Genomic DNA, 15,218 nt, shown 5'->3' with positions numbered 1-15,218 from the left:
TTTATGCAGTATAACTTAAAATTTATAAAACAAGAAGATTTTGAAAATCATGTTAAAAAAACGATTGAAGAGTACGGAGAAATATTAAAAAAAATAGATTTAAAAAAATTTAATAAGAATATAATTGACCCAATTAAATTATTATTTGACAAAAATATTTTAAATAAAACTTATAAGGAAATTATTGAATTGGAATTAACTAGACAAAGGGATAAGTCAAATAATAATGCAATAGGATATTTTCATCAAAATATTTTTAAATATATAAATAATTGTAAAGTTCCAAAAGAAGGTTGAGATGTCGTATATGAAGATATAAATTCAAAAATAATTTATTATATTGAAATGAAAAATAAACATAATACAATGAATTCTTCTTCTGCCAAAAGCACATATATAAAAATGCAAAATCATTTATTAAATTCAAAAGATAAAGAAAAAAGTGTTTGCGCATTAGTGGAAATAATTTCTAAAAAATCATCTGATATAGAATGGGCTATATCAATAGAAAAAACAAAACAACTTCCAAATAAAAGAATTAGAAGAATATCGATAGATAAATTTTATGAAATTGTAACTGGCGACAAAAATTCATTTAGAGATTTATGTATCCAATTGCCAATAACAATAGAAAAAATAATTAATAACGATTCAAATTTTAAAATTGAACAAGATACTGTATTTGAAGAGTTAGAAAATATTCATAAAGACATATTGAAAGCATTGTATAAATTAGCTTTTGAAACTTATGAAGGATTTACTGAATTACAAAATTAAGCTGTTGCACTTAATTTTGTGATTCAGCCTTTTAGATAGTGTAGATAATTTTGTGTAAATCTCCAAATAACAAATATTTATAAAAGAATATTTAATATAGACTGGGAAAAATCATTCGGACACTTCCGGGTGATTTTTTCGCATATTTAAAAGGAGAATATTTATGAGACATTTAAAAACAGAAGAATGAGTAAAAATCTTTAACGCATATGATGACTTCAAGAATCGCAAGATCAGCAAATTTGAATTCGAACAAATCTCTTTTTCTATTAAACAAAATTATTGAAATAAAGAATCATTAAAAAGAATGTTGAGAAAAAGAAAAATGTATAATTTGAATACTCAATCTAAAACTGGTAAAGCAAGCAAAAAAGGTGAAGGTGTAGGTAGAAGAAAAGGAAAGTTCTTGACTATACGTGAATTGATACCCTTAAAGATGATGAAAAAGATGCGGTAATAAAATACTATTACAGAATTTTTAATGAAAATAACATTGATGCTGATATTAAAAATATTAAAGAAATAGAAAAGCTTTCATCAAGCAATAAAGCAAAGATTTTATTAATAGCAAGATCAATATATTATGAAAAGTTAAAAGTTAAAAAAATCAAAAAGCAAAAATATATTAAACACGAAGAGGTTATTCATCAAAGTTTTACTGATAACAAAATGAGATATGGCAGAAGAAGATTACCCAAATATTTATTCTTAACTTATAACATTAAAGTGAACCCAAGAACCCTCGGGAACTATATGAAAAGATTAAATTTATTCACTTTTGTACGTAGAAAAAATAGACAAAAAGAACACAAAAATACTAATGTTAAGTTTGTGGATTTGGTTTAAAGAGATTATAATTCAAAGAATAATACAATTTACGTAGCTGATGTACTTATATACCAGCACCAAAAGATATTAATCAAAATCATATTTATTTATCAGCTATAATTGATCATAAAACAAAGTTTGTAACATATGAAATATCATTAAATAATGATACTGAATTAGTTTTAAATAATATTAAAAATACGAAATTAAAAATAATTTTACATTTAGATCATGGTTTTGCATATTCTTCGAAAGATTATATTAATAAAATTAAGTCTTTAAATGGAAAAATATCAATGTCAAGAATTGGTAATAGTTTAGATAATCGTGAAATTGAGTATTTTTTCTCAATACTCAAAAGCGAAATTTTTCCTGACTTTTCCATGAAGTGTCGACAAATGAATTTTGATGAATTGTCATACAAAATCAGTGAGTTTGTAAATTGATATAATTACAAAAGAATAAGATTAAAGTGTCCGAAAAAATTTCCCTTGTTTATTTTGATTTTTTTATTTATATTAAATGCAAATTGTACATTTGCTAAAACAAATTATTTATTTTTTATACTTTTTAATTTATAACCAAAAAATAGTAAAATATCTAAATAATATAATTAGTAAGGATAAATATGAAAAATAAAAAAATATTTTGAACTATTTTAGGTTTTATTTCTACTATTGCTATTACTGCTGGTGTTACAACTGGTATAGTTTTAGCCATAACTAATAAACCAAATAAAGAAATTAACAACAACAACAACAATAATAATAATAATAATAATAATAATAATAATAATAATAATCTCAAGCATAGTAGCGACAAACAAATTGAAGAAAATAAAATGAATAAAAATGAAAAAACTTATAAAGATTTTTTTCCATCATCACATGAATATAAAAATGTTTTTGATGAACAAAATTTTGCAGATATTAATATATACTATTCATCAACTAATGTTAATCTTTTTTATGAACTTGTTGCTTTTGCTTTAAGTACTAAAAAAGACTTTGAATTCTTTTATAATGAACCTAAATCAAACAGTAATTTTAATTTTTCGTCTTTTAAGAAGTATTTAGATACTAAAAATAATATTCGAAAATATAAAATTACTAAATTTGAAAATGATGATCTAAATTCAAGCGATGAAAATAAAAAAGAATTATTTTATCAAAAGGTTTATGACATAGCTACTGAAAATAATCAAAAGGTTATTAATGTTTGAATGAATTCTGAAATGCTTGTTAATAGAGCAGATGTATTTGAAAAATTAATTAAATTACCTAATGTTCAAATAAATGCTTTAAATGAATCACCCGATAAAGGGGAATACTATTTAAGAAATTATTATAATAATTATGAAAATGTTGAATATAAGAATCTTAATTTCGATAATAAAAATAGAATATGAAAAATAGAAGATTTTAAACCGAAGGAAAAAGTATTTCATCTAGGTCAAAAATATCCTAATTTAAAAGTATATTGATTTAGTAAATTGGTTACTCAAAAATATAGATTATTAAATTTTAAAAATGTAAGACCATATTCAGAAGATATTATAGATTTTAAATCTTTATTTTTGGATGAAGTGAAGGACGCGAATATTTTTAATAATTGACTCGAAGTGACCGGAATATCATATAATACTGTTAAAAAAATTATTGAGAATATTGACAAAAGTTATAAAAAACCAAACCTACTTTTTATCGCTAATGATGATGCAAATGATTTAAATTATTTTTTAACAGTGGTTATGAAATATCATGATAAATTTAATGTATTTTATAAATCCATTAAAGATAATGTTACAAAGATCCTTATAGATAGTATTAAAAATCAAGACAAGGAAATTTCATATTATGATTATATTTCAAAATCAAATCAGAAGTTTGATGTAACTAAGATTAAAAATTTTGCCACTTTAAGCACATATTTTCCAATTGAAGAGTTAATTAAAAACGATGTAGAGAATAATAAAGTTTTATTTGAAAAGTTTTTTACAACAAGTTTATCTTTTGATGAAACTAAATTAATCATTAATAATAAAAATTCTTTTGAAGATATAATTGGTTTTATAGAAAATGGTCTTGTTCTATCAAATGATAGTTCATTAATAATGGAAGATAATACAGATTTAACTAAAAATTATGATAGATATTTAAATAATTTTGTTGAAAAGGTTGCATTCGAATATATTTCAGTAACATTAAAAGAAAGTGCCAAGAAAAAAACAAAAAAATTATTAACAAAAGATGATTTTGCGATCACATTAAAACAAAATACTTTATTTACAGATGTAAAAATTACTAAGGTAGAAGAAAATAAGTTTAATAAAGATTTAAAAGATATCGAAATTACTTTTAAATACAATCCTAAAAATGTTCAAAATAAGAAGGAATATACTATAAAAGACAAATATTAATATTTTTGATATTTCAACTTTTGTGTTAAAATAAATAAGCATTAATTAAAACAGCAGTTTATTATATTTAAAGTAATTTATGCATGCAAAACATTGTTAGTAGAAAAGCTGAAAACCGAAAACATTAAGTATAAATTAAATAAATAGAAATAAACCCTCTTATAATTATGCAGAAAAGAGGAAAAACATGTCAAGATATACTGGTCCAGTATTTAAAAAAGCTCGTCGTCTAGGTTTTTCTATTTTAGAAAATGGAAAAGAATTTGCAAAAGGTAAAAAAAGAACTTATGCACCTGGACAACATGGTAATAAAAGAGTAAAACTTTCTGATTATGGGTTACACTTATATGAAAAACAAAAATTAAAACATCTTTTCGGTGTTAATGAAAAACAATTACGTAAAACATTTGAAAAGGCTGTTAAAATGAAAGGCGTTACCGGTACTAATTTAATTCAATTATTAGAAGTTCGTTTAGATAACTTGGTATACCGTGCTGGATTCGCTTTAACAAGACGTCAAGCTCGTCAATTAGTAAATCATAATCACTTCACATTAAATGGTAAAAAAGCTAATATCCCATCTATGGTTGTTTCGCTAAATGATGTTGTTGAATTAAAAGAAAAATCAAGAACAAACAAACAAATTACTGAAGCTTTAGCAGCTAATACACCTGCTGCATGATTAACAAGAAAAGACTTTAACTTTAAATTAGACAGACTACCTGAAAGAAGCGAAGTGCATCAAGAAATTAAAGATGCCTTAATCGTAGAGTTCTATTCAAAATAATAACTAGGAGCAAAATAAATGAAAAAGAATCTTCATCCTGAATATCACGAAGTAAAAATTACTTGTTCAACATGTGGTACAAAATTTGAATTTAAGTCTGTAAGAAAGAACTTTTCTGTTGATGTTTGTTCTGGTTGCCACGCTGTATTTACTGGAAATAGAACCCAAGTTAAAGCAACTGGAAGAATTGATAAATTTAATAAGCGTTTAGAAAAAAAAGCTAAATAGTCATTATTGCTTAATTTTATTTAAAAAGGTCGCGTTTTGTGACTTTTTTTATTTTTATGTAAAAAAATGTAAAAATTCCACATTTTAATCACAATATGAAAAAATGGTAATGTTTTCATAAAAAGAGTATTATAATATTCAAAGGTAATTTTGTAAGCAATATACAATCTTACTTAATAAAATAAGGAGTAAAAAATGAAACGCAAATATGATGTAGTAATAATAGGTGGAGGTATTATAGGTGGAGCAATCGCTTATGAACTATCTCAATATAAACTAAAAACCTTATTATTAGAAAAAAATCCAGTTTTTGCTGATGAAACTTCAAAAGGAAATTCGGGCGCAATTCATGGCGGATTTGATCCAGATCCTCATAAAATTGAAGCTAAATTAAACGTAATTGGTAATCAATTATGAAGAGAAAAAATCTTTAAGGATTTAGAATTTCCAAGAGCACAAGTTGATTCATTGATTTTAGCATTTAATGAAGAAGAAATGAAACATGTGCATATGTTATATGAAAGAGGATTAATTAATAAAGTTCCAAAGGAATACTTAAAAGTTATTTCTAAAGAAGAAGTATTAAAAAGAGAACCAAATGTTAATCCAAAAGTACAAGGAGCATTATTATGCACTAGTTCATGAGCTATTGACCCAGTTAGAGCAACATATGCTTTTATGGGTGCTAGTGAGCAAAATGGTACTGAATTAAGAAGAAATTCAGAAGTTACTGATATTAAATATCTTAATGATGAATTTACTATAACATTAGCAAGCGGAGAAGAAATTACATCAAGTGTAGTTATTAATGCTGCTGGTCATTATGCAGACGTTTTAGCTGAAAAAGCCGGATATGGTGACTTTAAGCAAACAACAAGAAGGGGTGAATATAGAATTTTAGCAAGAACCGAGGCAGGAATTGTTAATTCAATTTGTTTTAAAGTTCCAACAATTCACGGTAAAGGTGTTATTGTAGCTCCGATGCTTGATGGTCGTGTTCTAGTTGGACCTACTGCTGAAGAAGGAGTTCCAAAGGACCAAACTAGAGTTGTAACAAAGGAAAAATTTGATTTTATTGGACAAATTGGAAAAGAAATTATTCCATCAATTAGACTTGAAAGAACCGAAATGACATTAGCTGGTTCAAGACCTATCGATATTGAAACTAATGACTTTGTTATTAGACCAGCGAAATTAAATCCAAAATTTATTAATGCAGCTGGAATGCAATCGCCAGCATTAGCATCATCTCCTGCAATAGCGATAGAGATTGCTAAATTAGTAGAAGCAGCGGGTGTTAAATTAGAAAAAAACCCAGACTATAATCCGAAATTTAAAGTTCAATTTTAAGGAGTAAAATGAAAGATAAATTTGTTATCACACTTGACTCAGGTACCACTTCATGTCGTACACTTGTGGTTAATCATGATGGTGAAATAGTAGCAAGTAGTCAAACAGAATTTACCCAATATTTCCCTCGATCTGGATGAGTTGAGCATGACCCATTAGAAATTTGAAATACTCAATTATCTACAATGCAATCTGCAAAACATAAAGCAAAAATTAAATCACATGATATTGCTGCATTGGGTATTACAAATCAACGTGAAACAATTGTATTATGAGATAAGGAAACTGGTTTACCAGTATATAATGCTATTGTTTGACAAGATCGTAGAACATCAGATTATTGTGATGAACTTGTAAAAGCAGGATGAACAGAAAAGATCACTGAAAAAACTGGTTTAATTATTAATCCATATTTTAGTGGGACAAAAATTCGTTGAATCCTTAAAAATGTTCCAGAAGCACTAATGAAATTTAAAGAAGGTAAGTTATTGGCAGGTACAATTGATACATGATTAATGTGAAAATTAACTGATGCAAAAGTACATGCAACTGATGTTTCGAACGCTTCAAGAACAATGTTATTTAACATTCATACACTTGATTGAGATCAAGAGATCTTGGATCTTTTGGAAATCCCAAGAGAAATTCTTCCAGAAGTAAAATCTTCCTCAGAATACTATGGTTATGTAAAGCCAACACATTGATCAAATAAAGCGGTTGGTGAAGTGCCTATTACTGGTGTAGCTGGTGACCAACAGTCAGCTTTATTTGGACAAATGTGTACTGAAGTCGGTATGGTTAAAAATACTTATGGAACTGGATGTTTCACTTTGGTTAATACCGGTACAACACCAGTAAAAAGTAAAAACAAGCTTCTTACTACAATTGCTTGAAAATTAGGTAAAGAAAAAACTGTTTACGCATTAGAAGGGTCAGTATTTATAGCTGGTGCAGCTATTAAATGATTAAGAGATTCAATTAGAATTATTTATGATTCAGCTGAATCAGATTTCTTTACTTCATTGGTTGATGATGATCAAAAACAAAGAGTATACGTTGTTCCGTCATTTACTGGTTTAGGAGCACCTTATTGAGACTCAAATTCTCGTGGTGCCATATTCGGACTAGAAAGAGGAACAAAAAGAGAGCATATAGTTAAAGCTACTCTTGATTCAATTGCTTATCAATCAAATGATTTACTTAAAGCAATGGAAAAAGATTTGGAAAAACCAATTATCTTATTAAAGGTAGATGGTGGTGCATCAAAATCAAATTATTTAATGCAATTTCAATCATCAATCTCTAATTTAAATGTTGAAAGACCTTCAAAGATCGAGACAACAGGTTTAGGAGCTTCTTATCTTGCTGGACTTGCTGTTGGTTATTGAAAAGACTTAGAAGAATTAAAAACACTAAATAAACCAGAAAAAGTTTTTGAACCTCTTTTATCAAAAACTGAAATTGACAAATTATTAAAAGGTTGGGACCTTGCGGTTAGAAAAACCTTAAATTGAACAAAAGATATAGAATAGGAAAAATAAAATGGTAGCATCATTAGGATTAGTATATGCATCAGAATTAGTAGGAACATTATTCTTAGTTCTACTTGGTAATGGTGTTGTATTCAGTGTTTCACATAAACGTATGTTTGCGAACCAACCAGGGAAATGAGTTGTTATTGCATTAGGGTGAGGATTCGCAGTTTTAGCAGGAGTTGTTGTTGGTGTAGCTATGGGTGGCCCTGCTCATTTAAATCCAGCAGTAACAATTTTTGCATTAGTAAGTGATAAATTTGCTCATCCTGAGTGATTAGGATTTATTGTAATGCAATTCATTGGTGCAATTTTAGCGCAAATAATATTAGATTTCATTAATTGAAAACACATTCAAGAAACAGATTTAGCAAGTGTACGTGGTTCACACTGCACAGGACCTGCATTTTCAAACAAAGAAGGTGGTACAATCTTTAACTTTTCATATGAATTAGTTGGAACATTAGTACTTGTTGGAGTGATTTTAGCGGTCGGCAAAACAAATTTTCAAAATATTACAGGAATTATTGTAACTATGATAGTTATGTCAATTGGACTTTCAATTGGTGCATCTACTGGTTATGCAATTAACCCCGCTCGTGACTTAGGTCCTAGAATGTTATATTGATTTATGGAAAAAACATTCTTAAGAAGTAGAGAAAAAGAACATATTGGAGCAAATTTTGGATATGGATGAATTCCTGTTATTGCTCCAATGGTTGGTGGGGCAATCATCGGTTTCTTTGCTTGAATTTAAATTTTAAATCATAAATTTGTGCATTATGCACAAATTTATTAATATTAAATAATTTTATATCGAGGAATTATGAAAAAGCTATTAAATAAAACAGAAAATATCGTGGAAGAAATGATTCAAGGAATAGTGAAAACTAATCCAAATGTTGAAAGAGTTCCAGGTTATAATGTAGTTATTAACAAACATTTTGATAGATCAAAAGTTGCTTTAATTTCAGGTGGAGGTTCTGGACATGAACCTGCACATATGGGATATGTTGGTAATGGTATGCTTTCAGGTGCTGTAGCTGGAGAGGTATTCACATCACCAACACCAGATCAAGTTGAAGCAGCCATAAATGCTTTAGATTCAAAAGCTGGTACACTATTAATTATTAAAAATTATACTGGTGATAAATTAAACTTTGAAATTGCTCAGCAATTAGCTCAAGCAGAAGGTAAGGAAGTTGAAACAGTTTTAGTTAATGACGATGTTGCTGTTGAAAATTCTACTTGAACTATTGGACGTAGAGGAATTGCTGGTACAGTTTATGTGCACAAAATTGCCGGTGCATTAGCCCAAAAAGGTGGATCTTTAAGTGAAGTAAAAGCAGTGGCTCAAAAAGTTATTGATAATGTAAGATCTTTTGGTATCTCACTTAATTCAATTTATATTCCTACAACAGGTAAAAAATCATTTGAACTTGCTGAAAAAGAAATTGAATTCGGTTTAGGAATTCACGGAGAACCAGGTATTAAAAGAGAAAATATTAAGAGTTCAAAAGAAATTGTACAAGAAATGATTGATATAATTTTAAAAGATTATGACTATTCTAATTCAGAAGTTGCATTAATGATTAATGGATTAGGTGGAACACCTGAAATGGAATTATTCATTGTCGCAAATGATGCACATAATTATTTAGCAGAAAAAGGAATAAAAGTATACACATCAAATGTCGGTAATTTCATGACTTCATTAGAAATGCAAGGAATATCAATTTCATTATTAAAATTAGATTCTCAATTAAAAGAATTATTAATGGAAAAAAATGAGGTAAAAGCTTGAAAATAGATCTTAAACACGCTAATGATATTGTTAAAACTATTGCTGATGAGTTAGCTAAAAATGAAGATTTCATTTCTGATTTAGATCAAAAAATCGGTGATGGTGATCATGGATATAATATTGTTAGAGGATTTAAAGCCGTATTAGAAATTGATTCAACAAACTTAAGTCTTGATAATTACTTTATGCAAATTGGTCGTACATTAATGGCTAAGGTTGGTGGTGCATCAGGCCCATTATATGGAATGAGTTTTATGAAAGCAGCAGCAGCATTTAAAAATTCTGAATATATTGATTTTCAAAATTTTAAAGAATTTGTTGCAAACTTTGCTAAAAACTTACAAATTCTTGGTAAGGTTCAATTAAATGAAAAAACAATGTATGATGTGTGAAATCCATTTTGTACAAAATTGAGTGAATTTAATGAGATAAATTTAGAAGCAAAAAATGAACTATTAGAATATTTACAATATTTAGTTGTTCAAACAAAAGATATGATGGCAACAAAAGGAAGAGCATCATATCTTAAAGAAAGATCAATTGGAACAATTGACCCAGGATCATTTTCAACTGGAATTATTCTTAAAAACTTTTTAAAGGAATTATAATGAATAAAAAGTTATTTATCTTAATTAGTCATTTTTACGATCTTGCTAATACTACAAAAGTATATTTAACAAAGATGCTTCCTATTAATGAAGAAAATGTCAAATTAGTTGCATTAGGTGGAATTAATAATGGTACTGAAATCGGTACTGAACCAATGCAAATTCTTCAAGCTATTGAAGAAAATCCAGAAATAAATGAAATTTTTATCTTTTCTGATTTAGGTTCAGCTACATTAGCCGCCGAATCAATTTCGACTATGGTTGAAGATAAATTAGTTTATGTTGCAAAAGGAGCATTTGTTGAAAATACATTTTCAGCTTATGTATTAGCTAACGTTGGCGCCTCATTTGATGAAGTTAAAAAAGCAGCAGAAGAAAAAGTGATTAAATAATTATAATTAATATTAATTTAAGAGTTGAAATAATTAAAAATAGCAGTCAAATAATGATTGCTATTTTTAACTAAGTTTTTAAATTTCTTATCGTTATTTACCGCCCGAAAAAAAAAAAAAAAAAAAAAAAAAAAAAAAAAAAAAAAAAATGGGGCGGTCGACGGGATTCGAACCCGCGAATGACGGGACCACAACCCGCTGTGTTAGCCACTTCACCACGACCGCCATATTTGTGATAATATTTTAATATTATATAAGATTTATTTCATATAAAAAATTTTATATGAAATTATTTTTTGGTGCCCAAGACAGGATTTGAACCTGCACGGATTGCTCCACTAGATCCTTAGTCTAGCGTGTCTGCCAATTTCACCACTCGGGCTTGCTTAATTATTTTACCACTTAATTAGATTTTGAAAAGAAATTTTTATTTGGTTTTTAATGCAATATATTGTAGTTTTTTATTTAAAACTAAAAAATAATTTATATTTTTTGTGAGTTAAGTTAAGAAAAGTTATTTTTTTAACATTTTAAAATTTGGACTACGACAACAAGTTTTAGATGACTTTTTATGTTAATTTTTAATCATATTAGCTTATTTTAAAAATAATGTAAATATTTTCATATTTTACATAAAAGAGACAAAACTAAGACTAAAACATAGACAAATTAATTAGAATTTAGTATAATTTTAATAGGTCAAAGTAAAAGGAGATTAATGAATTTTAAAAAAGAAATAGAAGCTAAAGTTCAAAGTCTTAACAGAGATTGTAAGTCAAAAAAAACAATTTTATTAATCGATGGAGAAGATGAGCGTTCTATTGAAGCGGCTAAATTATTAGTAAAAAATGGTTTAGTGAATGTTATTTTACTTGTGAAAGAAAAGAATGATTCACTCTCAGATGAAATTCAACAAGAAGTAATTTCATTAGAAAAACAAGAAACATATGCCATACAATATTTTGAACTAAGAAAAGGTAAAGATACCTTAGAAGTAGCGAAAAAAAATCTTAATCAAGCGCCATTTTATGCAATGATGATGCTAAAAAATAATGAGGTTGATGGTGTTGTTGGCGGTTTAGATTACACAACAGCAGATATTTTAAGGGCTGCATTTAAAGTGATCGGACCAAGAAAAGGTATTAAAACTATTTCATCTGTGATGGTTGTTTATAAAGACGATTTTAAATACATTTTTTCTGATATCTCGGTAAATATAAAACCAACAGCTGATCAATTAGTTGAAATAGCTTTAAATGCAGTAGATTTCGCTATTAACCTAAATATAGAACCAAGAGTAGCGTTTTTGTCATTTTCAACAGGCGGTTCTACTGTAAGTTATGAATCAAAAATTGTTTCAGAGGCAGTGACTAAATTTAATGAACAATGTTTTTATAAAGCAATTGGTGAAATACAATTTGATGCCGCATTTGATGAAAAAATTCGCACTTCAAAATATAAAAAAGAAACATACACTGGGAATACAACTATCTATATATTTCCAAATTTAGATGCTGGTAACATTGGATATAAAATAGCCCAACGCTTAGGCGGTTTTGGGGCGGTTGGTCCAATTGTTACGGGAGTAGCTGCACCTGTTAATGATTTATCAAGGGGATCAACTGTTGATGATGTATATGATACCGTTTTGATAACAGCATTGCAGGCAAAAAGCTAGTTTTTATTTTTTAATTTCTAAAATATAAATATTTAATTAAGTATGATTAAAAAGTGATTGTTAAAATTTAATATGGAGAAAGACATGAAGATTATATCGATTGGGGCTAACCACGCAGGGACATCTTTTTTAAGAACTATTAAAAAAATTGCACCAAATAATGAATTAGTTGCATATGAAAAAAACACAGATATTTCATTTTTAGGATGTGGTATAGCATTATGAGTAGGAGGAGAATTCGAGAGTCCTGATGGTTTATTTTATTCAAGTATAAAAGAATTAAAGAGTCATGGTATTAACATTAAAATCGCTCATGAAGTTATTGAAGTAAATAGATCAGAAAAATATGTGGTTGTTAAGGATTTGGTTACTGGAAAAACATTTATTGACCATTATGATAAATTAGTTTATGCAGCCGGAACTTGACCAATTATGCCAAAATGTGAAAATGTTAATTTGGAAAATATATTAGTTTCTAAAATATATGCCCATGCAAAAGAAATCAAACAAAAGGCATTATGTCCGAAAATTAAAAATGTTGTCATTATCGGAGCAGGATACATTGGTGTTGAATTAGTTGAAGCATTTAGTAAATATGGTAAAAAAGTTACATTAATTGATATGCAAAAGAGAATTATTCCTAATTATTTTGATAAAGAGTTTACAGATAAAATTGAATTAAAAATGAAAGAACAAGGAATTAACTTACAACTTGGGGAAATCGTACAAAAATTTGAAACAAAAGATCAAAAAACAGTTTCATCAGTTGTAACAAATAAAGGTATCTATGAAGCTGATTTAGTTATTTTAGCAATTGGATTCAAACCACAAACTAAATTATTACCAGATGTTGAAAAAACCTTAAATGGAGCTATTAAAGTTGACAAATTCCAAAGAAGTTTAACTGATAAAGATATTTATGTAATTGGCGATGCTGCTTCAATGGTAAATAATGTAACTAAAGAATATTGTCATATTGCCTTAGCGACAAATGCTGTTAAAACTGGTATTGTTGCTGCATTTCATTTAGCTGGTAGTGAAGCGATTCCGTTTCCAGGATACTCAGGAACAAATGCGATTAGTGTTTTTGACTTTAATTATGCTTCAACTGGATTAACTGAGACTATGGCTAAAAAATATGATCATATCAAAGAAAATTTTGCTATTGAATATTTCGAAGATAATGATAGACCCGAATTTATGAAACATCATTATAAAGTATGGTTTAAAATTGTTTATGATAAAACAACTTTAAAATTACTTGGAGCTCAAATTGGTTCAGAAGGAAAAACTGCAAATCATACTGAGGTTATGTATATGTTATCATTAGCTATTCAAGATGGTTTAACATTACCTCAAATTGCTTTAATGGATTATTACTTTTTACCTCATTTTAATAAACCATTTAATTTTATTATCCAAACAATTTTAAATGCCCTGAATCTTAAATATAATGAAAAATAATAACAAATAGTTACAAAAAAGTTAACAATTATATGTTAACTTTTTTATATAATTTTTTAACTTACTAATCTAAAATATAGTTAGATAAGTTTAGAAAAAAAGATTAAATTACCAGGAAGAATTTAATCTAAATAATTTGGAATGTAAATAATTGATAGTAAATAATAAAATGTGTATGTGTCTATCATAAAATCATAATATGTTTTATTAACAACTTTGTTTTTATTTAATGTAAATGGAATATCTAACTCCATAAATCCCATATCTGATGAAAAAGTATAGTAAATATATTCGCCAGTTGAATAAATATGGAATTTAGTTACCTTTGAATTTTTATTATCTTGGTATCTTTGCATAGATAATTCCATTGATAAAGGTGTATACATTTGTCTGATTTTTAATTCATCATCAGATCTTACTTTGAATGTTTTAACAAAATCACTATTTTCTAGTTTTATTTTTTGAAGATTTGATCAAAAACTAAATGATTTAAATAAAGTGAATGAAAATCCTTTTTCTTTTAATAATCTAGTATCTATCTTAATTAATGACGAATAGTAATATCTAATTTCTTTTTCTTTATTGTTTGATCTTTCAATAATTTGGAATCATTTTACATTTACTAAACCAACAGGATATTTACCATCAATGATTCAAGATTTTTCATGTGATACTTTTTCGATTTCAGCTCCGGCTGGAACATCTCATCTATATACTTTAATTTCTCTTGGAGTAATAATATTCTCGCTCTTTCCAAGATATTTAAATTTTGGTTCAAGCATTTCAAAAGCCTTTTTGTATAATAAATTATCATTAATATTTTGATTTATTTCATTATAGACACTTTTTTTAACCTTATAAATTTTTATATTAAATATAGCCCCTATTATCGCGCTAATGATTCCGAATAGACTAATAATTAATAATCCATAATCAAATGAGTTAAAAAATAATCCTATTCCTAGCAGAAACATTAGCACACCAAAACCATAAAATGATCACATTAGAATTTGATATCTTTTTAAAAGTGTTTGATTAACTTTTGTAAAAGCTTCATCAATTACTTCTTTAAACAATGGAACAAGTTTTTCATCTACTTCTAATTTATATGCATCGAATTTTTTATAATCACTTACAACTTTCATTTTTCCTCTTTCTTAATAAAATAATTATAAAAAATAAATAGAATAAAACAATAGTAAAAAAATGTTTTTTTGATTATTCTACAAAGCAAGGTTTATATGGACAAATTTTTAAATAGTACATTATAAAGATTTACTTTTAGATATTTATTTCGGATAAGAAGGTTTTATTTTTATACTACTAGAGTTTTTTACTTTTATACGATATA

15 protein-coding genes and 2 tRNA genes are annotated in these 15,218 nt (G+C 27.0%); 14 read left to right on the top strand and 3 right to left on the bottom strand.

Going from position 1 to position 15,218, the window contains the following annotated elements:
- Positions 1-3 precede the first annotated feature (3 nt).
- The 12 genes from EXC48_RS02885 to EXC48_RS02835 all read left to right on the top strand — a co-directional run bounded on the left by EXC48_RS02885 (position 4) and on the right by EXC48_RS02835 (position 10,725).
- Positions 4-777, top strand: coding sequence for an Eco47II family restriction endonuclease (locus EXC48_RS02885; RefSeq protein WP_129720688.1), 774 nt, complete (start codon positions 4-6; stop codon positions 775-777).
- Between the two features lie 163 nt (positions 778-940).
- The gene (locus EXC48_RS04885) at positions 941-1,234 is read left to right on the top strand and encodes a hypothetical protein (protein WP_223216317.1); all 294 of its coding nucleotides are present in this window, start codon (positions 941-943) and stop codon (positions 1,232-1,234) included.
- A gap of 212 nt (positions 1,235-1,446) precedes the next feature.
- A complete protein-coding gene (locus tag EXC48_RS04880) occupies positions 1,447-1,623 on the top strand; it encodes a hypothetical protein (RefSeq protein WP_223216316.1) in 177 nt (58 codons plus the stop codon).
- 610 nt (positions 1,624-2,233) lie between these two features.
- Entirely contained in the window at positions 2,234-4,024 is a 1,791-nt protein-coding gene (locus tag EXC48_RS02875) for a hypothetical protein (RefSeq protein WP_129720687.1), read from the top strand.
- A gap of 187 nt (positions 4,025-4,211) precedes the next feature.
- Complete coding sequence (gene rpsD / locus EXC48_RS02870) at positions 4,212-4,811, top strand: 30S ribosomal protein S4 (protein ID WP_015287384.1); 600 nt, start codon at positions 4,212-4,214, stop codon at positions 4,809-4,811.
- Between the two features lie 18 nt (positions 4,812-4,829).
- Positions 4,830-5,039: a 50S ribosomal protein L31 gene (gene rpmE, locus EXC48_RS02865; RefSeq protein ID WP_015287383.1), complete on the top strand. Its 210-nt coding sequence runs from the start codon at positions 4,830-4,832 to the stop codon at positions 5,037-5,039.
- A 195-nt stretch (positions 5,040-5,234) separates the two neighbouring features.
- The gene (gene glpO, locus EXC48_RS02860) at positions 5,235-6,389 is read left to right on the top strand and encodes a type 2 glycerol-3-phosphate oxidase (protein WP_015287382.1); all 1,155 of its coding nucleotides are present in this window, start codon (positions 5,235-5,237) and stop codon (positions 6,387-6,389) included.
- An 8-nt stretch (positions 6,390-6,397) separates the two neighbouring features.
- Positions 6,398-7,921: a glycerol kinase GlpK gene (gene glpK, locus EXC48_RS02855; protein WP_129720686.1), complete on the top strand. Its 1,524-nt coding sequence runs from the start codon at positions 6,398-6,400 to the stop codon at positions 7,919-7,921.
- 10 nt (positions 7,922-7,931) lie between these two features.
- The gene (locus tag EXC48_RS02850) at positions 7,932-8,678 is read left to right on the top strand and encodes an MIP/aquaporin family protein (protein ID WP_223216315.1); all 747 of its coding nucleotides are present in this window, start codon (positions 7,932-7,934) and stop codon (positions 8,676-8,678) included.
- Between the two features lie 69 nt (positions 8,679-8,747).
- A complete protein-coding gene (gene dhaK / locus EXC48_RS02845; RefSeq protein ID WP_015287379.1) occupies positions 8,748-9,731 on the top strand; it encodes a dihydroxyacetone kinase subunit DhaK in 984 nt (327 codons plus the stop codon).
- Entirely contained in the window at positions 9,722-10,333 is a 612-nt protein-coding gene (gene dhaL / locus EXC48_RS02840; RefSeq protein ID WP_129720685.1) for a dihydroxyacetone kinase subunit DhaL, read from the top strand. The genes dhaK and dhaL overlap by 10 nt, the downstream gene beginning before the upstream one ends.
- Positions 10,333-10,725, top strand: coding sequence for a PTS-dependent dihydroxyacetone kinase phosphotransferase subunit DhaM (locus EXC48_RS02835; protein WP_015287377.1), 393 nt, complete (start codon positions 10,333-10,335; stop codon positions 10,723-10,725). Before dhaL ends, EXC48_RS02835 begins: the two co-directional genes overlap by 1 nt.
- Positions 10,726-10,874: 149 nt before the next feature.
- On the opposite strand, the gene EXC48_RS02830 is transcribed toward EXC48_RS02835, so the two are convergent.
- Both EXC48_RS02830 and EXC48_RS02825 read right to left on the bottom strand, forming a co-directional pair.
- Positions 10,875-10,950: transfer RNA gene (locus tag EXC48_RS02830), tRNA-His, on the bottom strand.
- Between the two features lie 72 nt (positions 10,951-11,022).
- Positions 11,023-11,107 (bottom strand) — tRNA-Leu (locus tag EXC48_RS02825).
- A gap of 336 nt (positions 11,108-11,443) precedes the next feature.
- Here EXC48_RS02825 and EXC48_RS02820 point away from each other — a divergent pair.
- Positions 11,444-12,403, top strand: a complete 960-nt coding sequence (locus tag EXC48_RS02820) for a phosphotransacetylase (protein ID WP_129720684.1) — start codon at positions 11,444-11,446, stop codon at positions 12,401-12,403.
- An 84-nt stretch (positions 12,404-12,487) separates the two neighbouring features.
- A complete protein-coding gene (locus EXC48_RS02815) occupies positions 12,488-13,867 on the top strand; it encodes an FAD-dependent oxidoreductase (protein WP_129720683.1) in 1,380 nt (459 codons plus the stop codon).
- Between the two features lie 122 nt (positions 13,868-13,989).
- On the opposite strand, the gene EXC48_RS02810 is transcribed toward EXC48_RS02815, so the two are convergent.
- On the bottom strand, positions 13,990-15,012 hold the full coding sequence (locus EXC48_RS02810) for a DUF3137 domain-containing protein (RefSeq protein ID WP_129720682.1): 1,023 nt from the start codon (positions 15,010-15,012) through the stop codon (positions 13,990-13,992).
- Between the last annotated feature and the right edge of the window lie 206 nt (positions 15,013-15,218).

It is taken from the genome of Mycoplasmopsis cynos (assembly GCF_900660545.1).
In the GTDB taxonomy this organism is placed as follows: Bacteria; Bacillota_I; Bacilli_A; order Mycoplasmatales; family Metamycoplasmataceae; genus Mycoplasmopsis; species Mycoplasmopsis cynos.
The sequence above is the reverse complement of the archived record's forward strand: the minus strand, read 5'-3'. Positions and strand labels throughout refer to the sequence as shown.